Raw genomic sequence first — 22,618 nt, 5'->3', positions numbered from 1 at the left:
CCCTTATCCTGCAGGGCGCGCCTTGAACACTCAATTCCGCGTTTTCGCACGGCCCGTTCCGGTCACTGCTCGGTGCAGCCGGGCCGGGATACGCCCATCAATGAACAGCAAACCAAAGCCGATAACACCCGCCCCGAGCAGATCGCGCGGCGTCACCGCCTCGTGCAGAATCGCCCAGCCCAGCAGGATCGCGGTCACCGGGATCAGCAGCGTGACCAGCATCACATTGCTTGGCCCGGCCCGCGTGAGGATGCGAAAGAACACCAGATAAGCCAGTGCGGTGCCCAGCAGGGCCAGCGCCACCAATGCCCAGAGAACCCCGTCGGAGGGCACTGTCAGGCTCCACGGCCGGTCGACCAGCGCCACCACAGGCAACAGGATCGCGGTCGAGCAGATCAACTGACAGGTGGCGGATTTGAGCGGCGGCACGCCCGCCAGTTTGCGGCGCGCCCAGAGCGCGGCAAAGCCGTAGCTAGACGCACCCGCCATACACAGCGCGACACCCAGAAGCTGCCCACCCTGCAGCGCCGCGCCGCCGCCGTTCAGAACCACCACCCCGGCCACGCCCAGCAGCACACCGATCAGGCGGAACCGGGTCAGCCGTTCTTCTGAGAAACCGGCCATCACCAGCACGGTGAAAAGCGGTGTCATCGAATTGATGATCGCCGACAGGCCGACACCGATCTGCGTCTGTCCGGCAAAGATGAACCCAAACGGCAGCACGTTGTTGAACAGACCCATGCCCAGAAACGGCACCCAGCCCGCAAATCCCCGTGGCAGGCTGTGCCCGGCCCAGAACAGGAGCGGCAACAGGACTATCGCGGCGCCGCCCACCCGGATCAGCACCACACTCAGCGGCGGCAATTCCTGCACCGCGACCCCGGCCCAGAAGAACGTGGCGCCCCACAGGATCGACAGAAAAACAAGCAGTCCCCAGTCCTGCGCGTCCATTGGTTTGACGTCTGTTCCCATCGCCCGGCTCCTTGATCGTAGTCACCAAGCGATGGCAGGGCCGGGAGCAGGTGACGATCCGTTTCCTGCGCATTGCGCCGCTTCAGCGCATCAAAGCCCTCGGGGCCGATATCAGAACCGCTCTGCCGCCCCCTCCAGCAATCCGGTCTGGCGGGCTGTTTCCTGCAACCGGCATTTCGTCCAGGCCATTGCCTGCGTATTGGACGGCGTCAACCCGGCCCGGTCCAGCCCACAAAGCCCGTCACGATAGGCGATCCATGCGCGCTGCATCTCGCGCAAAGCGTCCGCCGCGTTCCTTGCCCCTGCCGGAAGGTCCTCGCGGGCGTCATTGGCCTGAGCGCCCTGCATCGCAGCCCCGTAGGCGGTGTTGAGCCGCGCGTCCCACTCTTCAAGCTCCGTCTCGTAACATTGAATGGCCGCCACCTCGTCGGCAGCGCGCGTCTCGCACTGGCGGGCGGCAGCCCCCGGCGTCCCGTCTTCGGCGAAGGCCTGCACAGCGACAAGCCCCAGAAGCGCTGCGAAAAGAAAGGATTTCATGTTCGCTCCGTCGCTCGGGTCTGTCGGGGCAGCGGCGGCGGCCCCCTGACAGACTTTCGGCATGGTTGATGTTTCAGTGTCCGGTCAGAACCAGCGTATTCACAGGCATCAGGATCAGCCTGAGCCGCAGTCCCGCCGCGTGCACCACCCCGATCGTGTCCACTACATGCAGGAACGCCTTGTTCCAGAAGCCCAAGGTCTCATCCTCCAGCTTGTGGTGATTGTCGGTATAGACATTGGCCAGACAGGTGCTGCCCGGCGGAATGTGATCGGCCACGCCATCATAGAGCGGCTCCAGATAGACCGTGAGCGTTCCGGGCACCTTGTTGTGCTGCAGATCCCGCAGCTCGTCGCTGGGGCGAATCTGGCCCGAGGGGATGACATCCTGCACGTTGACCACCACAACCGGGATGACCTTGAACGGACGCGTCATGCAGCCGATCTCGCCGATCATGCCGGGCTTGATGACCTGTGCGGCCATCTGGTTGAACCCCGCCGTGAACCGGTCACGACCGGAAAAGGAAGGGACCAGAATGCCGGCGGGCCGCAAGAGCGGGCTGACATAATCGCCGACCTGCAGGCCGAACTGTTCGATCGTGCCGGTGACACCCGCCACGATCAGCGTCTTCTCAAGCTCTGTATGGGCCGCGTCAAGCTGCGCGATCGCGCTGGCCATCTGTGCCGGAATCAATTCCTGGATCTGCTGTTCCACAGCGGCCTTCTGCGCCTGTGACGCGACCACCTGCGCCTCGCGCTCGGCCACGAGGTTTTCCAGCCGCTCGACCTCGGCCAGCCGCACCGCGCTGGAGCCTTCGTCGCGCAGTGTCTCGTTGCGCTCGAGATCCTCCCTCGCCTGAGCCAACGAGGCACGCGCGCCTGCGATGCCCGCATCGGCCTCGGCCAGATCGGTTTCGGCAACTTTCAGCGAGGCCTGAACCTCGGCGATCTTGGCGTTTGCGGCTTGCACCTGTGCCTGCTGGCTGGAATCCTCAAGCCGGAAGATCGGCTGCCCGGCGGTCACAAGCTCATTGTTGCTGACAAAGACCTCTGACACACGCCCGCCCACCTGCGGCAGAATGGTCACCGTTCTGAAAAACGAGGCCACGTTGGTACTGGCGGGGTGAAAGTAGAACAGGGTGGTGATCACGGTCAGGGCAAGGATCGCACAGGCGGTCAGGCCCCAGCGCAACTCGTACCACATGGTGAACAGCGTGATCTCATGGCCGATCCGCTTGCCCTGAAAGTAGCGGCGGAACAGGTAATCGGGCAGCACCGTGATCAGGGCGCACATCATCGTTTCCAGCATTGATCAGCGCTCCTCGACCAGGGTTTCGGGGTCGCTGGGCGGCTCTGGCACGGGCGGAGGGCTGACCTGTCGCGCCGGGGCCAGAGAGCGGATCGCCTCGGCAATCGATCGCAATGGCGCGGCCAGATCGGGGATCTGGAAGCCTGCGACAAGGATCGCGGCGATCCAGAATATCCCATTGTGGGTAAACAGCGCCAGCAGGGCCAGAATGCCCACAAGCTGAAACTGCGGATGGTTGGATTCATGCGCCATCTTTTCGGGGATGGAATGCAGGGTGAAATAGGCCACCCCGATCAGCAGGATCACACCTACGGTGAACACCAGCATGAAATTGAACAGATAATCGCTGCCGTCTGCGGCCACCACATATTTTGGGATATGTTCGGCTGCCAAGGGGTGTATGTCTGGGGTTGCCACGTGAATCTCCGAAAATCTATGCGCCCAATGAATAAACCAAAAACTCGGTGAAACAAGCTGGCATGGCATTTACTCTGGATGTCTGGGATTGCGGCAAAAAAAGGGGCCGCCCGAAGGCAGCCCCGATCTTTGACCAGAAGGTCCGGATGGCTTACATCATGCCGCCCATGCCGCCCATGTCGGGCATGCCGCCGCCTGCAGCAGGCGCGCCGTCTTTGGCGGGTTTGTCGGCAACCATGGCTTCGGTGGTGATCAGCAGACCTGCAACCGACGCCGCATCTTCCAGAGCGGTACGGACAACTTTGGCCGGGTCGATCACACCAAAAGCAAACATGTCGCCATATTCTTCGGTCTGTGCGTTGAAGCCAAAGGCCGCATCCGAAGATTCGCGCACTTTGCCCGCAACCACGGCGCCGTCGACGCCCGCGTTCTCGGCGATCTGGCGCAGCGGCGCTTCGATGGCCTTGCGCACGATGGTGATGCCCGCGTCCTGATCGGCGTTTGCGCCTTTCAGGTCTTCCAGCGCCTTGCCGGCCTGAACCAGAGACACGCCGCCACCGACGACAACGCCTTCCTGAACGGCCGCGCGGGTCGCGTTCAGCGCATCGTCTACACGGTCCTTGCGCTCTTTCACTTCCACTTCGGTCATGCCACCAACGCGGATCACGGCAACACCGCCTGCCAGTTTGGCAACGCGTTCCTGCAGCTTTTCACGGTCGTAGTCGCTGGTGGTCTCTTCGATCTGGGTGCGGATCTGAGCGACGCGCGCTTCGATTTCTGCCTTCTCGCCCGAGCCGTCAACCACGGTGGTCTCATCCTTGGTGATCGACACCTTCTTGGCCGAACCCAGCATGTCCATGGTGACGTTTTCCAGCTTCATGCCCAGGTCTTCGCTGATGACCTGACCACCGGTCAGGATCGCGATGTCCTGCAGCATGGCCTTGCGGCGATCGCCGAAGCCCGGTGCCTTGACGGCTGCGATTTTCAGACCGCCGCGCAGTTTGTTGACCACGAGGGTCGCCAGCGCTTCGCCTTCGACATCCTCGGCAATGATCAGCAGGGGCTTCTGCGACTGGATTACCGATTCCAGCAGCGGAACCATCGGCTGCAGCGAGGACAGTTTCTTTTCGTGCAGCAGGATCATGCAGTCTTCGAGATCTGCGATCATCTTGTCGGCATTGGTGACGAAGTAAGGCGACAGGTAGCCACGGTCGAACTGCATGCCCTCGACAACATCGGTCTGGGTTTCCAGGCCTTTGTTTTCCTCGACGGTGATGACACCCTCGTTGCCGACCTTCTGCATCGCATCCGCGATCTGCTGACCGATCTGGGTTTCGCCGTTGGACGAGATGGTGCCAACCTGAGCGACTTCGGCCGAGTCTTTCACTTCGCGCGAAGCGGCCTTGATGCCTTCGACAACCTTGGTGGTCGCCAGGTCGATGCCACGCTTCAGGTCCATCGGGTTCAGACCGGCGGCAACCTGCTTGAGGCCTTCCTTGACGATGGATTGGGCCAGAACGGTTGCGGTGGTGGTGCCGTCACCGGCTTCGTCATTGGTCCGGGAAGCAACTTCCTTGACCATCTGCGCGCCCATGTTCTCGAACTTGTCTTCCAGTTCGATTTCCTTGGCGACCGATACACCGTCCTTGGTGATGCGCGGCGCGCCAAAGGATTTGTCCAGGACCACGTTGCGGCCTTTGGGGCCCAGGGTCACTTTTACGGCGTCGGCCAGAATGTTGACACCGCGCAGCATACGATTGCGGGCATCGGTGTCGAACTTGACGTCTTTTGCAGCCATGTTCTATCTCCTTGAGAATTCTTGTCAGCGTTCAGCGAGTTGAGGTCGGCAAAGCCCGTGGGCTCAGGCCATGATCCCCATGATGTCGCTTTCCTTCATCATCAGCAGCTCTTCGCCGTCGATGTTCACTTCGGTGCCGGACCATTTGCCGAACAGGATGCGGTCGCCTGCTGTGACCGACATCGCGATCAGTTCGCCGCTGTCCTTGCGCGCGCCTTCGCCGGTTGCGACGACTTCGCCTTCGCTGGGCTTTTCTTTTGCGCTGTCGGGAATGATCAGGCCGCCTGCGGTTTTTTCTTCGCTCTCAACGCGACGAACCAACACACGGTCATGAAGCGGTTTCAATGCCATCTTTGCAGCTCCTTGGGCTCAAAGTACGTTTCCTTTATCGCCCTCACGCCTCCCGCGGAGGGCCGTTAGCACTCAACCACGTCGAGTGATAACGGCGCATAGCTAGGCACATCGCCGGGCCGAGTCAACGTCTGGTAGGGGAAAAATTTCGATCACTCATGATCCCAGCTATAGGCCCAGTGCCGCAGACCCTTGGCGCCCGCCTCGGTCAGGGCGTAAAACCCCGCGGAGGCCCGCGCGAACCAGCCGTAGTGATTGTCCCGCATCAGCCGCGTGGCCTGCGCCACGCCGGTAGCCTTTGCCACCACAGCGCCCTTGGTCACCCCATGCTCGGCCAGATAGGCCGCACAGCGCAGCGCATCCTGTCGGTAAGCGGTAACGATCCCGTGCCGGGTCGCCCCGCCCGCATTCGGATCGCCCTGCAGCCGGTCGAACTCGCGCAGCAGACGTTCGGTGTGCTTGCGGGATTTGCGTGGCGCGTAAGGCCCCGGATCGCATTGCACCTCGGCGCGCCCATCGCCGCGCACCGTGATCAGCCCCAGGCTCAACCTGCGGCACATGGCGGTATTGTCCCGCAACAGCCGCCGCTGGCTGCGGCCGGTGGGTTTGGGAACTGCGATATAGACCTGATCGGTCAGATTGAACCGCGCGATTGCCTGATGGTAGAGCGCCAGCGAGAACCGCAGCTTCAGTTCCACGATGACCGGCGGCTCCTCACCGCGCCTTGCCACCACATCGGCGGCGCCGACCTCGCCCTTGACGACATATCCCTGTCGTTCCAACAACGCCTTGACCGGCGCATATAGATCCTGCTCGCGCTCCATTGTCTTCCGTTCTATGACACTGGTGGCCCGGCGTCCATTTGCCGCCAACAGTCCGGGTGACAAGGCGTGCCACCCCCCCTATAAGGCGCGCAAATTCGTGACGATAGGACAGTGACATGACCACCCAAGTTTTCGGACATAAATCCCCCGATACCGATTCCACCGGATCGCCCATCCTCTGGGCCTGGTACCTGAACGAGATCAAGGGCGAGACTGCCAAGCCGGTGCTGCTGGGCGAGCCCAACACCGAGGCCGCCTTCATGCTGGAACGCTGGGGCCTGGACAAGCCCGAGATCATCAGCGACGTGGCCGAGGACGCAGCCGTCGTCATCGTCGACACCAACAACCCCGCTGAACTGCCCGCCAGCATCAACAGCGCCGACATCCGAGCCATCATCGACCACCACAAACTGGTCGGCGGGCTGGAAACCAAGGGCCCCATCGACATCACCGTGCGCCCGCTGGCCTGCACCGCGACCATCATGATGGACCTGATCGGTGACGATGCCGCGACGATGCCCGAGGCGGTCAAGGGAGCGGCACTGACCTGCATCCTCAGCGACACGCTGGAATTCCGCTCGCCCACAACCACCGATCACGACCGCGCCGTGGCCGAGGCGCTGGCCGCTGAGCTGGGTCTCGATATCCCCGCCTATGCCGCCGAGATGTTCGCCGCGAAATCGGACGTCTCCAGCTTCTCGGATGCCGAGCTGCTGCGCATGGACAGCAAGGAATACGCGGTCGAGGGCACCAAGTTCCGGGTCTCGGTTCTGGAAACCACCGCGCCGGGCGTGGTGCTGGACCGCAAAGCCTCGCTGATGGACAGCATGACCACTGTGGCCGCTGAAGACGGCGTCGATCAGGTGCTGCTCTTTGTGGTGGACATCCTGAACGAGGAAGCCACCCTGCTGGTCCCGAACGATCTGGTGAAAACCGTGGCCGCGAAATCCTTCGATGCCGCGCCGACAGGCGACACGGTGGTCCTGCCCGGTGTGATGAGCCGCAAGAAGCAGATCATTCCGAACCTGAAGGTCTGATCGACCGACCAAAAAACATGAAAGTGGCGCGCCGCCCCAGACGCGCCCACCGGGCCGACGGAAACGCGGCCCGTTCTGTTTATGACGCGCGCATGCCGCTTATGATCCGGCTCATATATTCCATGAAATGCGCTTGCTCTGAAGCATCAAGAACACTTAGCGCCTCTGCGTTCACACGCTGAGCAGAGGCATAGGCGTATTCCCGCAACGCGGTAGCCTTGTTGGTCAGCCAGATCTGCTGAGCGCGGGCGTCCGTGGGATTTCTTGTTCGTCTTATCAGCCCGTCACGCTCCATCCGGTTGAGCGTATTGGCCAAGGTTGCCTGCTCGACATCGATCTTGTCCAGCAGCGATTTTTGCGAAACGCCGTCCTTCTGCCAAAGCTCCAGTAATATCGGAAATTGTCCGACGACGATGCCGTGGGGCGCAATGCGCTGCTGCAGCTCTTTGGCGAACAGCCGCGCCATATGATTGACCAGATATCCGGCCGAGTTCTCTTTTTCGAATTCCATGCGTGAATTTACCACTTGCATAGCATGCTGTGCAATATTAAATAGCATGCTATGTTAATTCTTGCAGAAAGGAAAACCGATGGCCCCGCGTTTCGAGGAATTGGATGCGATCACAACTTTGGCCGATCAGATTCAGGCCGAAGAAGGACCGATCGTGTTGATCAACTTGTTCACCGTAGATGCAAAGGACGAAGAGGCCCTGCTGACGGCCTGGGCGCATGACGCTGACTTCATGAAAACCCGGCCGGGCTACATTTCGACCCAGTTGCACAAAGGGATCGCGGGCAGTTCGAGCTTTGTGAATTACGCCATCTGGCAGGACGTTCAGAGCTTTCGCGCGGCCTTCAACGATCCCGAGTTCCAGAGCCGTCTGGCCGACTACCCCGCCGGCGCCGTGGCCCGGCCACATCTCTTCCGAAAACTCGCCATCGCAAACCACTGCGTCGCATAATCCCGGATCGGAGCCATCCCATGTTGAAAGCAATCCACCCCATCGCCGGAGTCATTGGGTTTCTGACGATCCTCCTCTTCTGGACCTCGACGATCTACAGCGAAGTGTTCGGGACTTATGAAACGGTCGCCATGGTCAAATCCCTGATCGTGAAAGGCCTTTTGGTCCTTGTGCCGGCAATGGCGATTGTTGGCGCCACCGGCATGTCAATCGGAGGACGACGCAAGGATGCGCCAGCCATCGCCAAGAAAAAACGCATGCCGATCATTGCTGCGAACGGTCTGCTCATTCTGGTGCCTGCAGCAATTTATCTAAACAACAAGGCAGGTGCGGGGTCTTTCGACACAGGATTTTACCTCGTGCAAATCATCGAGCTTTGCGCGGGGGCAACCAACCTCACCTTGATGGGGCTGAGCATCCGGGACGGGCGCGCGATGACTGCACGTCGCAGAAAAACCGCTCGGAAATGAGCGTTTATTTGCATACGCAAAGCATCAACAAGCGGACAAGTCGCGCGCCTTCAAACCGAAACGCGCGCACTCTTACCCCGGATCCATATTGTAGATCAGCCGCTCGTCGCAGGGGGCGATGCGCAGGATGTTGGTGCTGCCGGGCACGTTGAAGGGCACGCCCGCAGTGACCACGATCTGGTCGGTTTCAGCGGCGAAACCGCCCGAGCGCGCAGCACGCGCGGCGGCGACGACGGCGCCCTTGAAACGCTCCAATTCCGGCGTAATGACACAGTTGCAGCCCCAGGACAGGCAGAGCCGCCGCGCTGTGTCCAGCACCGACGTCATGGCGATGATCGGAATGCCGGGGCGTTCGCGGGCCGTCAGCAGACCCGTGGTGCCGCTTTGAGTGAAACAGCAGATCGCCTTGATCTCGGTCTTTTCCGCGATCTCGCGGGCGGCAGCGACGATACCGTCGGCCACGGTGGTCCCGGCGGCAGATCGGGATGCCGCGATGATCAGCGTATAGGTCGGGTCGGCCTCGACCTCGATGGCCACCTTGTTCATGGTGCTGACCGATTCCACCGGATAAGATCCAGCGGCGGATTCCGCGCTCAGCATAATGGCGTCGGTGCCCTCATAAATCGCGGTGGCCACGTCCGAAACCTCGGCGCGGGTCGGCATCGGACTTTCGATCATGCTTTCCAGCATCTGGGTCGCCACGATTACCGGCTTGGCCGCCGCCCGGCATTTGCGCACCAGCCGCTTCTGGATCGGCGGCACCGCCGAGACCGGCAGTTCCACCCCCAGATCGCCCCGCGCCACCATGATCCCGTCCGAAGCATCAAGAATGTCATCAAACGCCTCGATCGCCGCAGGTTTCTCGATCTTGCTGAGGATTGCGGCGCGGCCATCGGCCAGCGCGCGCGCCTCGAACACATCCTTGGCGCGCTGCACGAAGCTGAGCGCCAGCCAGTCCACGCCCAGATCGCAGACAAATTCCAGATCCCTGCGGTCCTTTTCCGACAGTGCTGCCAGCGGCAGCACCACATCGGGCACGTTCACGCCCTTGCGGTTGGAAATGGTGCCCCCAGTCTCGACGGTGGTATTGGCGAAATCGGGGCCGCAATCCTGCACGGTCAGGCGAATCTTGCCGTCATTGACCAACAGCCGCGAACCGGGTTCCAGCGCCTGAAAGATCTCGGGATGCGGCAGGCAGACCCGTCCGGCATCCCCCGGCGTCTCGTCCAGGTCGAGCCGGAACGCCGCGCCTTCGACCAGTTCTTCGGCCTCGTTGGCAAAGACACCGACGCGCAGCTTGGGGCCCTGCAGATCGGCCAGAATGGCGATCGGGCTGTCCAGATCCTGTTCGATCTTTCGTATGATGCTGTGTTTCTCGCGAATCTCCTCGTGAGAGCCGTGGCTCATGTTCAGCCGGAACACATCCGCCCCCGCCTCGTGCAGAGCACGGATTGTCTCATAGGTGTCCGACGCCGGTCCCAGCGTCGCTACGATTTTTACATTTCTCAGACGCCGCACTGCTTTGCCCTCCTGCCGATCCTGATGTTACCGCAAACATCACTTGCGCCGCTTATGACCCAATTCCCTTTTGCAGGCAACTGTCCTAGAGGTGCGCCAAACAAGATGACAGGCTGATGACATATTCCCCCTTTTTCATTCATGGCGAGGATCGCCCCGGGCGCTGGCTGATCACCTGCGATCACGCCACCAACATGGTGCCGCCCGCGATCAATGATGGGGATCTGGGTCTGCCGCGCGAGGATATGGAACGCCACATCGCCTATGATGTCGGCGCCTATGAGGTCTCCAAACATCTGGGCGAACTGTTGAACGCCCCGGTGATCGGGGCCAATTTTTCGCGCCTCGCCATCGACCCGAACCGGGGTGAAGACGACCCTACCCTGTTGATGAAGCTCTATGACGGGTCCATCATCCCCGCCAACCGCCACGCCGACGCAGAAGAACGCGAGCGACGGCTGAACCTGTGCTACCGGCCCTACCACCGGGCCTATGAGCAACTGGCCGCGCTGCCGCATATGGTGGTGATCGCGATGCATTCGTTCACGCGGCAATTGCGCGGGCGGGCGCCGCGGCCCTGGCATGTCGGTGTGCTGCATACCCCCGATGAGCGGTTCTCGCGCCCTCTGATCGACCGATTAAAGGCGGAACCCGATCTGTGCACCGGCGTGAACGAGCCCTACACCGGCGTGCTGCCGGGGGATTCCATCGACCAGCATTGCACCGGGCACCATCGCCCCAACGCCCTGATCGAGTTGCGCAATGACCTGATCGCTGACCATGCCGGGCAGCGTGTCTGGGCGGAACGGCTGGCCGTGATCCTGCAGGACGCGCTGGCGCAAAGCAGCCTGTGACATAGTGTCTGAAAGGTGCGCAATCAGCGCGCCCTTTCTTGTGAGCACCCAGTCCGATCCCCATTTCCAGGACAATGGAGGTGCCTATGACACAAGATATACTCACCACTGTTTTTGGGTGGATAACACTCCTCAACTTCGCAATTCTCGGTTTCAGCACGATCATGATCGTCGTCTTGAAAGACCGGGTTGCTGATATTCACGGCAGATTGTTCGACATGAGCCCCGCCGAAGTGCGAAAGGCTTATTTCACCTATCTGGCAAATTACAAAATTCTGACGCTGATCTTCTGCCTGACACCCTGGCTGGCCTTGAAACTGGTCTGAACGGTCGGTGCGGCGCAACTGCCATCAAGCGTTTGTTTTCCCGGCCAAGCTGTGGTGTTACTGCTAGACAGCCCCTCTCAACCCCGGAGCCCGAAAATGGACCCTCAAACCGAAATCGAGCTTCAGGCCGCCGCCTTTCGCCGCCTGCAGCAGCACCTGATGCAAGACCGCACCGACGTCCAGAACATCGACATGATGAACCTCGCCGGATTCTGCCGAAACTGCCTGAGCCGCTGGTATCAGGAAGCGGCGAATGAAAAAGGCATCGAAATGGATAAGAACGAGGCGCGCGAAATCTTCTACGGCATGAGTATGGACGAATGGAAATCCACCTTCCAGACCGAGGCCAGCCCGGAAAAACAGGCCACATTCGAAACCGCATTCAAGGAAAACGTGTTGGACAAGAAATAGCATCTGACCCGGATGCGGGAGCGCTCTCTTAGACGTGCCCCCTAGCCTGTCTCAATGGTCGCGGTTGACCGATCACAAAAATCCGCGCCGTAGAGGCCAAAGGGTAGAGTGCGGGCCAAACGGACATCCATTCCTTGCCCATGAATGTCTGCTATGAGTTGTAATCAAACCAGAAATGGGTGGTCGAACGGCATGGAAATAGCAAGAGTTCGCAGCAGTGCACGTGGGCGCAGCGATGTGGTCGCTTACGGCGGCATGGCATTCATCGTCGCCTATGATCCCGACGCAGCAGATGGGATCGAGGCTCAAACGCGTAACTGTCTTAGGTTTCTCGATGCTAAGTTGGCCGAGGTTGGAAGCGGAAAAAACGCGCTGCTTCAGGTAACGATATTCCTAAGCGATATGTCGATGAAAAGTGACATGGACGACGTCTGGTGCAACTGGATCGGGCCGGAAGAAAACTGGCCACAACGAGCATGTGTTGGCGCTGATTTAGGCGATGACATTACACTAATTGAGATCACTGCAATCGCCGCTCAGATTGCATAGCCGACATTTGTGCAATGCGCAGCATCCGTGACTCTGGGCTCAGACCTGCCATCCGCTTCGCCTCGCCCGAATGGCGATTTTGGGCGCTCAATAACTTATCCGACCCAAAAGTTTGCCCATCTGACGATCAGGCTCCAGTTATTGACCCGGTCGCACCCCGCCGCCGATTCCGACCCAGCAGGTGTTTTTCTTTCCAACTGCCGGTTTTTTGTGCACAAATGGAAAGTCCAGGGGACAGCAATGCCAGACGCGCAAATTACAAGACCGCAAGGCCGCACCCGGTCCGACGCAGGCGATCGTAGCCACCGCCTCCGATGACGCTCCGCCGCGCGGGACAGATTGCCCGCGCCCATCGCACAGACCATCCCTCGCGCCGCGGAGAGCATAGATTTGGAACCACTTGCATTCACGTTTGAGATGGGCGTCGTTGCGGCGATGCTTGCATTCACGGTCTTTCTGTTTGTCTCTGAGATCATCCGCATCGACCTCGCCGCGATCCTTGTGCTGGTGCTGCTGGGCATCTTCAGCTACCTGCCCGGGCTCGACAATCTGGCCGACCCGGCGCATCTGTTCGATGGCTTTGCCTCGAACGCGGTGATCTCGATCATCGCGGTGATGATCGTGGGTGCCGGGCTGGATCGGACCGGGATCATGAACAAGGTGGCCGCCAAGATCCTCAAACTCGGCGGCACGACAGAGGCGCGCATCCTGCCCATCGTTTCCGGCACCGTCGGGTTCATTTCCAGCTTTCTGCAGAATGTGGGGGCGGCTGCGCTGTTCCTGCCGGTGGTCAGCCGGATCTCGGTCCGCTCGGGCATCCCGCTTAGCCGGTTGCTGATGCCGATGGGCTTCTGCGCCATTCTGGGCGGCACCATGACGATGGTGGGGTCTTCGCCGCTGATCCTGCTGAACGACCTGATCCAGAGCGCCAATGCCAGCCTGCCCGAAGGCCAGAAGATGGAACCTTTTGGCCTGTTCTCGGTCACCCCGATCGGGGCGGTGCTGATCCTGACCGGCATCCTCTATTTCCTGCTGCTGGGCCGCTGGGTCCTGCCCGGCGGGGCCGAAGACAGCGACGTGGCCTCGGCACAGGGCACCTCGGAATATCTGCAGCGGGTCTATGGGTTGGATGCCAGCGTGTTCGAGGTCGAAGTGCCCGAAGACAGCCCGCTGGTTGGCCAGATTCTTGCCGATATCAACAATGAGAACAGCATCTACATCATCTCGACCTTCTATCGCGGGAAATCCTCGATGGTGCAGATTCTCACCGCCGAGATCGCCGCCCCCTGTCGTCTGGCAGTGATCGGCCAGGGTGGGGATGTGCGGCGTTTCGCCGAGCGTTTCGGCCTGACTGTCCGGCCCGAACTGGATATCTTTTCCGAGGAGTTTGCCTCGACCAATGCGGGCGTTGCCGAACTGGTCATCCCGCCCGATTCCAAGCTGATCGGCAAAAGCCCCCGCGACCTGTTGCTGCGCAAGACCTATGGGCTGAGCCTGCTGGCAATCCATCGTGGCGAAGACACGTTGAGCCACGTCAAGACCGAAGATCACACCCCGACGCAAATCGGTCTAGTGCCGTTTCAGGCCGGCGACATGCTGGTCGGCCATACCCGCTGGGATAACCTGATGCGGCTTAAACGCGATCCTGATTTCGTCGTGGTGACCGCCGATTTCCCGCAGGACGAGCTGCGCCCCCACAAGGTCGGCTGGGCGCTGTTTTTCTTCGCGATTTCACTTTCGCTGATCCTGTTCACCGATGTGCGCCTGTCGCTCTGCCTGCTGGTAGGCGCGGTGGGCATGATGCTGAGCCGGGTGCTGAGCATCGACGAGGCCTATCGCGCTGTGGGCTGGAACACGGTCTTTCTGCTGGCCAGCCTGATCCCGCTGGGCCATGCGGTGCAGAACACCGGCACCGCCGCCTGGATCGCGCAGCAAATTCTGCTGGTGCTGGATGGATGGCCAATCTGGGCGCTGCAGGCGGGTGTCGCGCTGCTGGCGACGGTGTTCTCGCTGGTGATGTCGAATGTCGGCGCAACAGTCCTGCTGGTGCCGCTGGCGGTCTCTATCGCTGTGGCGGCAGGGGCGAACCCGGCGGTGTTTGCCCTGACCGTGGCGATTTCGACCTCGAACTCTTTCATCATCCCGACACATCAGGTCAACGCGCTGATCATGGGACCGGCTGGCTACAAGGTGATGGATTTCGTCAAGAGCGGCGGCATCATGACCGTCCTGTTCTGGATCGTGTCGCTGCTGATGTTGAATCTGGTCTTCTGAGGATGTGGCCGGGGAGGCCCCCGGCCAGCCAGTCAAACAGCCGTCTTGCGACTTTCGTCCAGATAGATCTCGCGCAGGCGCTTGGCGATCGGGCCGGGCGTACCGTCGCCAAGCTGCACACCGTCGATCTCGACCACCGGCATCACAAAGGCACTGGCCGAAGTGGTAAAAGCCTCGTCCGCCTCTTTCGCTTCGTCCACGGTGAACAGCCGTTCCTCGATCTTCATCTGCGCCTCTTCCGCAAGCCGCAGCACCGCCTTGCGGGTGATGCCGTGCAGGATGTCCGTGCTCAGCGGGCGGGTCACGATGGTGCCGTTCTTGATGAAATAGGCATTGTTGCTGGTGCCCTCGGTCACATAGCCATCCTCGACCATCCAGGCATCGTCGCATCCGGCCTTCTTGGCCATCATCTTGCCCATCGACGGGTAAAGCAACTGCGTGGTCTTGATGTCGCGGCGGCCCCAGCGGATATCCTCGATCGAAATGATCTTGGCACCTTTCTTGGACGCGGGGCTGTCGGCGAGGTTCGGTTTGTTCTGGGTGAACAGCACGATACCCGGCTTGGTCTCCGGGGCCGGGAACAGGAAATCCCGGTCGCCATCCGAGCCGCGCGTGACCTGCAGATAGACCAACCCTTCGACGATCCCGTTTTCCGCAACCAGCTTGCGGTGGATTTCAAGCAGCTCATCCTTTGAACACGGCGCGGCCATGTCCAGCTCGCGCAGCGAGCGTTCCAGCCGTACCGCATGGCCGTCGAAATCAATAAGCTTGCCGTCCAACACGCTGGTCACTTCATAAACCGCGTCGGCCATCAGGAAACCGCGATCAAAGACCGATATCTTGGCCTCATCCTCGGGCAGGTAGTCGCCATTTACGTATACGGTTCGGGTCATCGTCACTCTCCTCAGCCCCAGAGCGCCGCTTTGGGCGGGTGTACTCCGGCATCGTCAAAAATCAGCGGTGTCTCGCGGTCTTCGGACAGAAGCAGCGGCCCGTCAAGGTCCGTTACCAGCGCACCTTGCGCCAACAGGATCGCGGGTGCCATGGCCAGCGACGAGCCGACCATGCAGCCAACCATCACGTCATAGCCCCCCGCCAGCGCGGCGGCGCGCAGTTTCAGCGCCTCGGTCAGCCCCCCGGTCTTGTCGAGCTTGATGTTGGCGACGTCATATTTGCCTTTCAGCTTGGGCAGGCTGGTGCGATCATGGCAGCTTTCATCGGCGCAGACCGGCACCGGGCGCTCCATACCCAGCAGCGCGTCATCCTCACCGGCGGGCAAGGGTTGTTCCACCAGCGCCACGCCAAGGCGGACCAGATGCGGGGCCAGATCGGCATAAACCTCGGCCGACCAGCCCTCATTGGCGTCGATGATGATCTTGGCCCGCGGGGCACCTGCGCGCACCGCCTCAAGGCGTGGCATGTCATCGGCTGTGCCAAGCTTGATTTTGAGCAAAGGCCGATGGGCGTTCTTGGCAGCCTGTTCGCGCATCATCTCGGGCGTGTCCAGCGACAGGGTATAGGCGGTGATCTCGGGGCCCGGTGCGGGCAGACCGGCCAGTTCCCACACCCGCTTGCCCGCGCGTTTGGCCTCCAGATCCCACAGCGCGCAATCCACCGCGTTGCGGGCGGCACCGGCGGGCAGCAAATCCATCAGGCTGTGGCGGGTGAATGTCTCGGGCAGACCGGCAATCTCGGCCTCGACCGAGTCCAGCGTCTCGTCATAGCGCGCATAGGGCACGCATTCGCCCCAGCCCTGCTGCGCCCCGTCGCTGATCCGCACCGTCAGCACCTTCGCCTCGGTCCGGGACCCGCGCGAGATCGTGAAAGCCTGCGCCAGCCGGAACACATCGCGAGAGACCTCTATCTGCACGCGCCCACCCTTTCTTGGTCAATCAGAATAACGCCGGGAGAGAGCCCCTCCCCCGACAGAGAGCTTAAATCACAGCTCGGCCAGCGCATCCACCAGCTTGCCCGCCCCAAAGCGGTAGGGATCGGTGGCGGGGATGCCCATCTCTGTTTCCACCTCAGCGATATAGGCGCGGGCCTCATCCTCGCCCATATGCTGGGTGTTGATCGAGACACCCGCCACCTGACAGGCCGGGTTGGCCACCCGCGCCAGCGGCAGCGCCGTGTCGCGTAGCTGCGCGAGGCTTGGCAGGGAATACTCGGGCAACCCGCGCATATGGGTGCGGGTGGGTTCATGGCACAGGATCAGCGCATCGGGCTGACCGCCATGCACCAGCGCCATGGTCACGCCGGAGTAAGAGACGTGGAACAGCGAGCCCTGCCCCTCGATATGATCCCAGTGATCTGCGTCATTCTCGGGGGTCAGATACTCGACGGCACCAGCCATGAAATCCGCGATCACCGCGTCCAGAGGCACACCCTGCCCGGTGATCAGAATGCCGGTCTGGCCGGTGGCACGGAAGGTGGATTTCTGACCACGCTTGCGCATCTCGGCATCCATCGACATGGCCGTATACATCTTGCCCGCCGAACAATCGGTACCCACGGCCAGACAGCGCTTGCCGGACCGCTTCCTGCCATTGGCGATGGGATAGCCAACCGTCGGCACGCGCACGTCATGCAGCGTTCCGCCATGGGTCTGCGCGGCGGCAACCAGATCGCCCTCATCCCGCAGCAGGTTGTGCAGGCCAGAGGCCAGATCATAACCCATTTCAAGCGCCGCGATCAGAACCTCTTTCCAGGCGTCGCTGATGAAGCCGCCGCGATTGGCGACGCCAATGACCAGCGTCTTGGCCCCCGCCTCTTTGGCCTCGGCCAGCGTCAGGTCGGTCAGCCCCAGATCGGCGCCGCAACCGGGCAGGCGGATCTGGCCAACGGCGTTCTCGGGCCGCCAGTCACGGATGCCGATGGCCACCTTCGCGGCCAGCTGGTCGGGCGCATCCCCGAGGAACAAAAGATACGGCGTCTCGATCATTGCGGTTCACTCCTCTGATTCTGGCGCAGAGTACGGGCACGGGGCCGCAAGCGTTTCGTTTTTGCGCCTGAATTCCCACTGATTGACGCAAGATAATTCTGCAAACACATAAAACTGTCGGAGATTTTCCCAAGGACTTCCCCCGCTTCGGTCATCTCTGCGGCTATCACGGCCATTCACCAAAGATGCTGCACCGCCAATGCTGCGCTCGCACAATAGCGCTTGCAGGCATCCTCGCAATTTAATATCCCCCAAGCTGAGAAAATCGCAATTTCCTTACTATACGAGGCGATCCATGAGCTTTCGCATTCAACCCGCCGCCCCGGCACGCCCCAACCGCTGCCAGTTATTCGGCCCCGGCTCGAACACCAAACTGTTCCCCAAGATGGCCGCGTCGGCCGCAGACGTCATCAACCTCGACCTTGAGGATTCGGTGGCGCCCAGCGACAAGGACACCGCCCGCGCCAATGTGATCGAGGCGCTGAATACCGTGGACTGGGGCAACAAATACATGTCCGTCCGCATCAACGGGCTCGACACGCCTTACTGGTACCGCGACGTGGTCGACCTGCTGGAACAGGCGGGCGACCGGCTCGACCAGATCATGATCCCCAAAGTGGGCTGCGCCGAGGATGTCTATGCGGTGGATGCCCTCGTGACCGCCATCGAACGCGCCAAGGGCCGCAGCAAGCCGGTCAGCTTCGAGGTGATCATCGAATCCTCGGCCGGGATCGCCCATGTCGAGGCCATCGCCGCCTCGTCCCCGCGCCTTCAGGCGATGAGCCTCGGGGCTGCCGATTTTGCCGCCTCGATGGGGATGCAGACCACCGGCATCGGCGGCACCCAGGAAAACTACTACATGCTGCGCGAGGGCGAAAAGCACTGGTCCGACCCCTGGCACTGGGCGCAGGCCGCCATCGTCGCCGCATGCCGCACCCATGGCGTGCTGCCGGTCGATGGCCCGTTTGGTGACTTCTCGGATGATGAGGGCTATATCGCGCAGGCGAAACGTTCCGCCACCTTGGGCATGGTCGGCAAATGGGCGATCCACCCCAAGCAGATCGCGCTGGCCAATCAGGTCTTCACCCCCTCGGACGAGGCCGTGACCGAAGCGCGCGAGATTCTGGCCGCAATGGAACAGGCCAAGGCCAATGGCGAAGGCGCCACCGTCTACAAAGGCCGTTTGGTCGATATCGCCTCGATCAAACAGGCCGAGGTGATCGTGGCCCAATCCGAGTTGATTGCGGCAAACGGTTGATCAAACAAGAAGGGGCACCCGCACGGTGCCCCTTTGAACGTCCGGCCCTGCAGGCCGCTACTTGTACCCAAACACATCATTGGGAACCCATTTCAGATCTTCGTCGCCTTCCTTGCCCCATTTCATCATCAGGCAGGAGGTCGCCCATTTCTGAAAATAGACCATGTTCAGATCATACCAGCCCGCCTGCGGCACTTCGACGGTGGTGCGCTGGTTCGGCGAGCAGGTCTGACGGCCGGTGACGATCCCCACTTTCTGGCCACCGACAAACGCCTCGAGCCCGTCATTGGACCAGGTCTCGACCTCGTAGGTTCCGGGTTCGTCAAAGCGGATATAGCCCCGGATGGCAGCGGCCACGTTGTAGGTCTGGTCGAAGGTCAGCACCGGATCGCCTTCATCGGTATCACGATAATCCAGCCCGCGCAGAGGTTTACCGGATTTGGTACCCTCTTTCAGCAGGTCCTTGGCTTGCGCCAGAAAGTCGATCTTGGCGGGCAGATCCCCAGCCCAGGCATAGGCCACCGTCAGGCCGGATTTAAGCCCCGACGGCTGCGGGTTTGCGGGTTGCAGTTTCTTGGGTGCGGCCCCTGCGGCAGAGGCCACAAGAACGCATGCCAAAGCGGCGCTCGCCCGTGTTAAGAACGTCATATCTTTCTCCCTGCTGGACAATGCCGCCCGGTCTGCGCCGGCTTCACGACAGAATTGCGGCGAGCCTAGGCAGGAAGATCGGCCCCGGCAAGTCTCGGCTGGTCAACTTTTCCCCTTACGCCCGTTCATCCTTGGGCGAGCCCATCACCACATACGAGGTGATCGCGGTCACATGCGGCAGGGTGCCCAGCACATCGGTATGAAAGCTCTTGTAGCTGGGCAGATCGGCGCATTCGACACGCAGCAGGTATTCGATGGTCCCGGTGATGTTGTGGCATTCCACCACCTCCGGCGCGCTGGCGATGGCGCGTTCGAATCCTTCCTGCGCCGCCTTGGTGTGCTCTCCCAGACCGACACCGATATAGGCGACGAATCCATGGCCCAGCGCCACCGGGTCCAGCACCGCGCGATATCCCTTGATGATCCCGCGCCGTTCCAGATCCTGCACCCGACGCAGACAAGCCGAGGGGCTGAGACCGGCGCGATCGGCCAGTTCCAGGTTCGAGATTCGTCCATCCCGCTGCAATTCCCGTAATATCGTGCGGTTTGTGTGATCCAGTTTCGTCATAAGTTGCAAATATAGGGCATCAAACCAAATTTTCGCAATTTCAATTCGGGCAAATGGCGCGATGCTTGCTGGCATGAATTATGACCTGTTGCTCGCCTTTGTCGGATTTGCCTTCGTCTCGTCGATAACGCCGGGGCCCAACAACCTGATGCTGATGGCGTCCGGGGCCAATTTCGGCTTTCGCCGCACCATTCCGCATATGCTGGGGGTGGGTATCGGATTTGCGCTGATGATCGCGCTGGTCGGTGCCGGGCTGCTGGGCCTGTTCGACATGTTTCCGCTCAGCTACGCGATCCTCAAGACCTGCTCGGTAGTCTATCTGCTTTATCTCGCGTGGAAGATCGCCACCGCGGCACCCGTTGACCGCCAGACCGAGGCAGGCACCCCCATGCGCTTTCTGCAGGCCGTCGCGTTTCAGTGGGTCAACCCCAAGGCCTGGGCGATGGCGCTGACCGCGATCAGCATCTACGCGCCGGACCGTTCGATCCCCGCGATCCTGCTGGTCGCCGCGATCTTTGGGGCAATCAACCTGCCCTGCATCAGTTCCTGGACCGTACTTGGTCAGCAACTGGCGCGAATCCTGAGATACCCGCGCCAGCTGCGCATATTCAACGGGGTGATGGCGGCACTGCTGGTCGCCTCGCTCTACCCGGTGCTCTGGCCCGGCTGAGCTATTTCAGCGGCAGGCAGATTTCGGTCAGCAACGCTTCGGGCGCGGTGTCGCGCGGGTTGTTGAGATAAATCTCGTAACAGGGCCGGTCCGCGGGTTCCTCGCCCGAGGACGGCAGCCAGTTCCCGAACAGCGAGTGATAGGCCGCATGGATGCCGGAATATGGCCCCTTATAGGTCAGAACGGCGGTCTTGCCGCCGGGGATATGCCGCTCCTCCATGCCATCGGGCACGTCCGGGCCCCGGTATTCGGCCCCGGCAAAGCTGCGCAAATCCGCCTCGGGCACAGCGTCGGGATTGTCCAGGTAGATGGCCAGCCCGGCACCGACATTCGGCCAAAGCTGGCGCGCCTCACACATCGCGGCGAAGCTTTCAAAGCTCTTGCCGATCTCCATATAGGCGCCCTTATGGGCAAGGCCGATCATCCGGCGGGCGGGTTCGGTACGGGTGGTCACGGGATGCATGGGATACTCTCCGGTTCTGAACTGTGGATGGGCGGGCGTCGGGTGGCCGGTCCTGCGATAGGCTGCGGGACTGACGCCATAGGCCTCGGAAAAGGCCCGCGCGAAGGATCTGGGATTGGGATATCCGACATCCGCTGCAATCTGCTCGGGCGATCTGTCGCTCTGCAACAGCCATCCTGCCGCGCGGTGCAAGCGTATGCGCCGCACCGCCTGGGCGCAGGTCTCGCCGGTCATGGCCCGGAACACCCGGTGCCAGTGAAACCGCGACATCGCCGCGACATCGGCCAGCGCGTCCAGCGACAGGTCCCCGGCGGGGTTGTCATGGATATGGTCCAGAACGCGCAGAACCCGGTCCTCGTAGCTGTTGGTCATGTCGCGTATCGCTCCCTTGTCCTTGCCCCTTCCACATGCCACGACGACATGTCACAAATCTTGCTGAGTTGCATCCCGTCCGCCCTCGGGCCATATATCGGCAAACACCGCGCAAAAGAGGCGTCATGACCCAGTATCTGGATTTCGAAAAACCGCTGGCCGAAATCGAAGGCAAGGCAGAAGAACTGCGCGCGCTGGCCCGTGCCAACGAAGAGATGGATATCGCCGACGAGGCAGCGGCGCTGGACGCCAAGGCGGCAGTGATGCTGAGTGATCTCTACAAGGACCTGACGCCCTGGCGGAAATGCCAGGTGGCGCGCCACCCCGACCGGCCCCACTGCAAGGATTATATCCAGACACTGTTCAGCGAATACACCCCGCTGGCGGGCGACCGGAACTTTGCCGATGACCATTCGGTCATGGGCGGGCTGGCGCGGTTCAACGACCAGCCGGTGATGGTGATCGGCCATGAAAAAGGCAGCGACACCAAATCCCGGATCGAGCGCAATTTCGGCATGGCGCGCCCCGAAGGCTATCGCAAGGCGATCCGCCTGATGGACATGGCGGGCCGCTTTGGCCTGCCGGTGATCACGCTGGTCGACACGCCCGGCGCCTATCCCGGCAAAGGCGCCGAGGAACGCGGCCAGTCCGAGGCGATCGCGCGATCGACCGAGATGTGCCTGCGCATCGGCGTACCGCTGGTCTCGGTCATTATTGGCGAGGGTGGATCGGGCGGGGCCGTGGCCTTTGCCACCGCCAACCGCGTGGCAATGCTGGAACATTCCGTCTATTCGGTGATCTCACCCGAGGGCTGCGCCTCGATCCTCTGGAAGGATGCCGAAAAGATGCGCGAGGCGGCCGAGGCGCTGCGCCTGACCGCGCAGGACCTGCACAAGCTGGGCGTGGCAGACCGGATCATATCCGAACCTCATGGTGGTGCCCATCGCGACAGGACGGCCACAATCGAAGGCGTTGGCCGCGCCATCGGTGACATGCTGAAGGATTTGACCGGCAAGGACCGTGACGCGCTGATCAAGGACCGCCGCCAGAAATTCCTCGACCTCGGGAACAAGGGGCTGGCGGCCTGAGCCT

The 22,618-nt window shown here is 61.5% G+C and carries 26 protein-coding genes; 11 read left to right on the top strand and 15 right to left on the bottom strand.

Going from position 1 to position 22,618, the window contains the following annotated elements:
- Nucleotides 1–30: 30 nt before the first annotated feature.
- The 7 genes from M3P21_RS07290 to M3P21_RS07260 form a co-directional block, all read right to left on the bottom strand.
- Nucleotides 31–972 (bottom strand): DMT family transporter, encoded by a 942-nt coding sequence (locus M3P21_RS07290; protein WP_249708108.1) that lies wholly within the window; start codon nt 970–972, stop codon nt 31–33.
- A 111-nt stretch (nt 973–1,083) separates the two neighbouring features.
- Nucleotides 1,084–1,509, bottom strand: coding sequence for a lysozyme inhibitor LprI family protein (locus M3P21_RS07285; RefSeq protein ID WP_249708107.1), 426 nt, complete (start codon nt 1,507–1,509; stop codon nt 1,084–1,086).
- Between the two features lie 73 nt (nt 1,510–1,582).
- On the bottom strand, nt 1,583–2,815 hold the full coding sequence (locus tag M3P21_RS07280; protein WP_249708106.1) for an HlyD family secretion protein: 1,233 nt from the start codon (nt 2,813–2,815) through the stop codon (nt 1,583–1,585).
- Between the two features lie 3 nt (nt 2,816–2,818).
- Nucleotides 2,819–3,232, bottom strand: coding sequence for a hypothetical protein (locus tag M3P21_RS07275; protein WP_249708104.1), 414 nt, complete (start codon nt 3,230–3,232; stop codon nt 2,819–2,821).
- A 151-nt stretch (nt 3,233–3,383) separates the two neighbouring features.
- The gene (gene groL / locus M3P21_RS07270; protein ID WP_249708102.1) at nt 3,384–5,030 is read right to left on the bottom strand and encodes a chaperonin GroEL; all 1,647 of its coding nucleotides are present in this window, start codon (nt 5,028–5,030) and stop codon (nt 3,384–3,386) included.
- A 63-nt stretch (nt 5,031–5,093) separates the two neighbouring features.
- Nucleotides 5,094–5,381: a co-chaperone GroES gene (locus M3P21_RS07265; RefSeq protein ID WP_249708101.1), complete on the bottom strand. Its 288-nt coding sequence runs from the start codon at nt 5,379–5,381 to the stop codon at nt 5,094–5,096.
- 152 nt (nt 5,382–5,533) lie between these two features.
- Nucleotides 5,534–6,205: a DUF2161 domain-containing phosphodiesterase gene (locus M3P21_RS07260; protein WP_249708098.1), complete on the bottom strand. Its 672-nt coding sequence runs from the start codon at nt 6,203–6,205 to the stop codon at nt 5,534–5,536.
- A gap of 116 nt (nt 6,206–6,321) precedes the next feature.
- Here M3P21_RS07260 and M3P21_RS07255 point away from each other — a divergent pair, with 116 nt between their 5' ends.
- Complete coding sequence (locus M3P21_RS07255; RefSeq protein WP_249708097.1) at nt 6,322–7,242, top strand: manganese-dependent inorganic pyrophosphatase; 921 nt, start codon at nt 6,322–6,324, stop codon at nt 7,240–7,242.
- Nucleotides 7,243–7,321: 79 nt separating this feature from the next.
- Here the strand turns inward: M3P21_RS07255 and M3P21_RS07250 are convergent, their stop codons facing one another.
- A complete protein-coding gene (locus tag M3P21_RS07250; RefSeq protein WP_249708096.1) occupies nt 7,322–7,801 on the bottom strand; it encodes a MarR family winged helix-turn-helix transcriptional regulator in 480 nt (159 codons plus the stop codon).
- 31 nt (nt 7,802–7,832) lie between these two features.
- On the opposite strand from M3P21_RS07250, the gene M3P21_RS07245 reads away from it, so the two are divergent.
- The gene (locus tag M3P21_RS07245) at nt 7,833–8,204 is read left to right on the top strand and encodes an antibiotic biosynthesis monooxygenase family protein (RefSeq protein ID WP_249708092.1); all 372 of its coding nucleotides are present in this window, start codon (nt 7,833–7,835) and stop codon (nt 8,202–8,204) included.
- A gap of 20 nt (nt 8,205–8,224) precedes the next feature.
- Complete coding sequence (locus M3P21_RS07240; RefSeq protein ID WP_249708090.1) at nt 8,225–8,674, top strand: hypothetical protein; 450 nt, start codon at nt 8,225–8,227, stop codon at nt 8,672–8,674.
- A 72-nt stretch (nt 8,675–8,746) separates the two neighbouring features.
- Here the strand turns inward: M3P21_RS07240 and pyk are convergent, their stop codons facing one another.
- On the bottom strand, nt 8,747–10,192 hold the full coding sequence (gene pyk / locus M3P21_RS07235) for a pyruvate kinase (RefSeq protein ID WP_249708088.1): 1,446 nt from the start codon (nt 10,190–10,192) through the stop codon (nt 8,747–8,749).
- Between the two features lie 116 nt (nt 10,193–10,308).
- Here pyk and M3P21_RS07230 point away from each other — a divergent pair, with 116 nt between their 5' ends.
- The 5 genes from M3P21_RS07230 to M3P21_RS07210 all read left to right on the top strand — a co-directional run bounded on the left by M3P21_RS07230 (nt 10,309) and on the right by M3P21_RS07210 (nt 14,606).
- Nucleotides 10,309–11,046: an N-formylglutamate amidohydrolase gene (locus M3P21_RS07230; protein ID WP_249708086.1), complete on the top strand. Its 738-nt coding sequence runs from the start codon at nt 10,309–10,311 to the stop codon at nt 11,044–11,046.
- An 86-nt stretch (nt 11,047–11,132) separates the two neighbouring features.
- Nucleotides 11,133–11,372, top strand: coding sequence for a DUF6868 family protein (locus M3P21_RS07225; RefSeq protein ID WP_249708085.1), 240 nt, complete (start codon nt 11,133–11,135; stop codon nt 11,370–11,372).
- Nucleotides 11,373–11,468: 96 nt separating this feature from the next.
- Nucleotides 11,469–11,783 carry a DUF1244 domain-containing protein gene (locus M3P21_RS07220; protein WP_249708084.1) on the top strand — a complete coding sequence of 105 codons (315 nt, stop codon included), beginning with the start codon at nt 11,469–11,471 and terminating at the stop codon, nt 11,781–11,783.
- 192 nt (nt 11,784–11,975) lie between these two features.
- Entirely contained in the window at nt 11,976–12,332 is a 357-nt protein-coding gene (locus M3P21_RS07215) for a RidA family protein (RefSeq protein WP_249708083.1), read from the top strand.
- Between the two features lie 390 nt (nt 12,333–12,722).
- The gene (locus tag M3P21_RS07210; RefSeq protein ID WP_373319969.1) at nt 12,723–14,606 is read left to right on the top strand and encodes an SLC13 family permease; all 1,884 of its coding nucleotides are present in this window, start codon (nt 12,723–12,725) and stop codon (nt 14,604–14,606) included.
- 32 nt (nt 14,607–14,638) lie between these two features.
- On the opposite strand, the gene M3P21_RS07205 is transcribed toward M3P21_RS07210, so the two are convergent.
- The 3 genes from M3P21_RS07205 to dgcN all read right to left on the bottom strand — a co-directional run bounded on the left by M3P21_RS07205 (nt 14,639) and on the right by dgcN (nt 17,547).
- Nucleotides 14,639–15,499 carry a D-amino-acid transaminase gene (locus M3P21_RS07205; RefSeq protein WP_249708082.1) on the bottom strand — a complete coding sequence of 287 codons (861 nt, stop codon included), beginning with the start codon at nt 15,497–15,499 and terminating at the stop codon, nt 14,639–14,641.
- An 11-nt stretch (nt 15,500–15,510) separates the two neighbouring features.
- Nucleotides 15,511–16,476, bottom strand: coding sequence for an N-acetyl-D-Glu racemase DgcA (gene dgcA, locus M3P21_RS07200; protein ID WP_249708081.1), 966 nt, complete (start codon nt 16,474–16,476; stop codon nt 15,511–15,513).
- A 69-nt stretch (nt 16,477–16,545) separates the two neighbouring features.
- A complete protein-coding gene (gene dgcN / locus M3P21_RS07195) occupies nt 16,546–17,547 on the bottom strand; it encodes an N-acetyltransferase DgcN (RefSeq protein ID WP_249708079.1) in 1,002 nt (333 codons plus the stop codon).
- 295 nt (nt 17,548–17,842) lie between these two features.
- Between dgcN and M3P21_RS07190 the strand changes: the two genes are divergently transcribed.
- Nucleotides 17,843–18,805 carry an L-malyl-CoA/beta-methylmalyl-CoA lyase gene (locus M3P21_RS07190; RefSeq protein ID WP_249708077.1) on the top strand — a complete coding sequence of 321 codons (963 nt, stop codon included), beginning with the start codon at nt 17,843–17,845 and terminating at the stop codon, nt 18,803–18,805.
- A gap of 57 nt (nt 18,806–18,862) precedes the next feature.
- Here the strand turns inward: M3P21_RS07190 and M3P21_RS07185 are convergent, their stop codons facing one another.
- Both M3P21_RS07185 and M3P21_RS07180 read right to left on the bottom strand, forming a co-directional pair.
- Nucleotides 18,863–19,453 carry a PA14 domain-containing protein gene (locus M3P21_RS07185; protein WP_249708074.1) on the bottom strand — a complete coding sequence of 197 codons (591 nt, stop codon included), beginning with the start codon at nt 19,451–19,453 and terminating at the stop codon, nt 18,863–18,865.
- A gap of 115 nt (nt 19,454–19,568) precedes the next feature.
- Complete coding sequence (locus M3P21_RS07180; protein WP_249708072.1) at nt 19,569–20,021, bottom strand: Lrp/AsnC family transcriptional regulator; 453 nt, start codon at nt 20,019–20,021, stop codon at nt 19,569–19,571.
- 73 nt (nt 20,022–20,094) lie between these two features.
- Here M3P21_RS07180 and M3P21_RS07175 point away from each other — a divergent pair, with 73 nt between their 5' ends.
- Nucleotides 20,095–20,691: a LysE family translocator gene (locus M3P21_RS07175; protein ID WP_249708071.1), complete on the top strand. Its 597-nt coding sequence runs from the start codon at nt 20,095–20,097 to the stop codon at nt 20,689–20,691.
- A 1-nt stretch (nt 20,692) separates the two neighbouring features.
- Here the strand turns inward: M3P21_RS07175 and M3P21_RS07170 are convergent, their stop codons facing one another.
- Nucleotides 20,693–21,526, bottom strand: a complete 834-nt coding sequence (locus tag M3P21_RS07170; protein ID WP_249708070.1) for an AraC family transcriptional regulator — start codon at nt 21,524–21,526, stop codon at nt 20,693–20,695.
- Between the two features lie 125 nt (nt 21,527–21,651).
- Between M3P21_RS07170 and M3P21_RS07165 the strand changes: the two genes are divergently transcribed.
- Nucleotides 21,652–22,614: an acetyl-CoA carboxylase carboxyltransferase subunit alpha gene (locus M3P21_RS07165; protein ID WP_249708069.1), complete on the top strand. Its 963-nt coding sequence runs from the start codon at nt 21,652–21,654 to the stop codon at nt 22,612–22,614.
- The last annotated feature ends 4 nt before the right edge of the window (nt 22,615–22,618 follow it).

Source organism: Ruegeria spongiae (assembly GCF_023502395.1).
GTDB lineage: Bacteria > Pseudomonadota > Alphaproteobacteria > Rhodobacterales > Rhodobacteraceae > Ruegeria_C > Ruegeria_C spongiae.
Note: the sequence above shows the minus strand (reverse complement) of the source record. Positions and strands in the feature narration are given on the sequence as shown.

Excerpts from the sequence above, each read along its gene's own strand:
- dgcN (WP_249708079.1), bottom strand. The coding sequence starts at position 17,547 with ATGATCGAGACGCCGTATCTTTTGTTCCTCGGGGATGCGCCCGACCAG.
- M3P21_RS07175 (WP_249708071.1), top strand. The coding sequence starts at position 20,095 with ATGAATTATGACCTGTTGCTCGCCTTTGTCGGATTTGCCTTCGTCTCG.
- M3P21_RS07180 (WP_249708072.1), bottom strand. The coding sequence starts at position 20,021 with ATGACGAAACTGGATCACACAAACCGCACGATATTACGGGAATTGCAG.
- groL (WP_249708102.1), bottom strand. The coding sequence starts at position 5,030 with ATGGCTGCAAAAGACGTCAAGTTCGACACCGATGCCCGCAATCGTATG.
- M3P21_RS07220 (WP_249708084.1), top strand. The coding sequence starts at position 11,469 with ATGGACCCTCAAACCGAAATCGAGCTTCAGGCCGCCGCCTTTCGCCGC.
- M3P21_RS07280 (WP_249708106.1), bottom strand. The coding sequence starts at position 2,815 with ATGCTGGAAACGATGATGTGCGCCCTGATCACGGTGCTGCCCGATTAC.
- M3P21_RS07285 (WP_249708107.1), bottom strand. The coding sequence starts at position 1,509 with ATGAAATCCTTTCTTTTCGCAGCGCTTCTGGGGCTTGTCGCTGTGCAG.
- M3P21_RS07170 (WP_249708070.1), bottom strand. The coding sequence starts at position 21,526 with ATGACCAACAGCTACGAGGACCGGGTTCTGCGCGTTCTGGACCATATC.
- M3P21_RS07250 (WP_249708096.1), bottom strand. The coding sequence starts at position 7,801 with ATGCTATTTAATATTGCACAGCATGCTATGCAAGTGGTAAATTCACGC.
- M3P21_RS07215 (WP_249708083.1), top strand. The coding sequence starts at position 11,976 with ATGGAAATAGCAAGAGTTCGCAGCAGTGCACGTGGGCGCAGCGATGTG.
- M3P21_RS07245 (WP_249708092.1), top strand. The coding sequence starts at position 7,833 with ATGGCCCCGCGTTTCGAGGAATTGGATGCGATCACAACTTTGGCCGAT.
- M3P21_RS07265 (WP_249708101.1), bottom strand. The coding sequence starts at position 5,381 with ATGGCATTGAAACCGCTTCATGACCGTGTGTTGGTTCGTCGCGTTGAG.
- M3P21_RS07225 (WP_249708085.1), top strand. The coding sequence starts at position 11,133 with ATGACACAAGATATACTCACCACTGTTTTTGGGTGGATAACACTCCTC.
- M3P21_RS07290 (WP_249708108.1), bottom strand. The coding sequence starts at position 972 with ATGGGAACAGACGTCAAACCAATGGACGCGCAGGACTGGGGACTGCTT.
- M3P21_RS07190 (WP_249708077.1), top strand. The coding sequence starts at position 17,843 with ATGAGCTTTCGCATTCAACCCGCCGCCCCGGCACGCCCCAACCGCTGC.
- M3P21_RS07260 (WP_249708098.1), bottom strand. The coding sequence starts at position 6,205 with ATGGAGCGCGAGCAGGATCTATATGCGCCGGTCAAGGCGTTGTTGGAA.
- M3P21_RS07185 (WP_249708074.1), bottom strand. The coding sequence starts at position 19,453 with ATGACGTTCTTAACACGGGCGAGCGCCGCTTTGGCATGCGTTCTTGTG.
- M3P21_RS07205 (WP_249708082.1), bottom strand. The coding sequence starts at position 15,499 with ATGACCCGAACCGTATACGTAAATGGCGACTACCTGCCCGAGGATGAG.
- M3P21_RS07230 (WP_249708086.1), top strand. The coding sequence starts at position 10,309 with ATGACATATTCCCCCTTTTTCATTCATGGCGAGGATCGCCCCGGGCGC.
- M3P21_RS07255 (WP_249708097.1), top strand. The coding sequence starts at position 6,322 with ATGACCACCCAAGTTTTCGGACATAAATCCCCCGATACCGATTCCACC.
- M3P21_RS07240 (WP_249708090.1), top strand. The coding sequence starts at position 8,225 with ATGTTGAAAGCAATCCACCCCATCGCCGGAGTCATTGGGTTTCTGACG.
- M3P21_RS07165 (WP_249708069.1), top strand. The coding sequence starts at position 21,652 with ATGACCCAGTATCTGGATTTCGAAAAACCGCTGGCCGAAATCGAAGGC.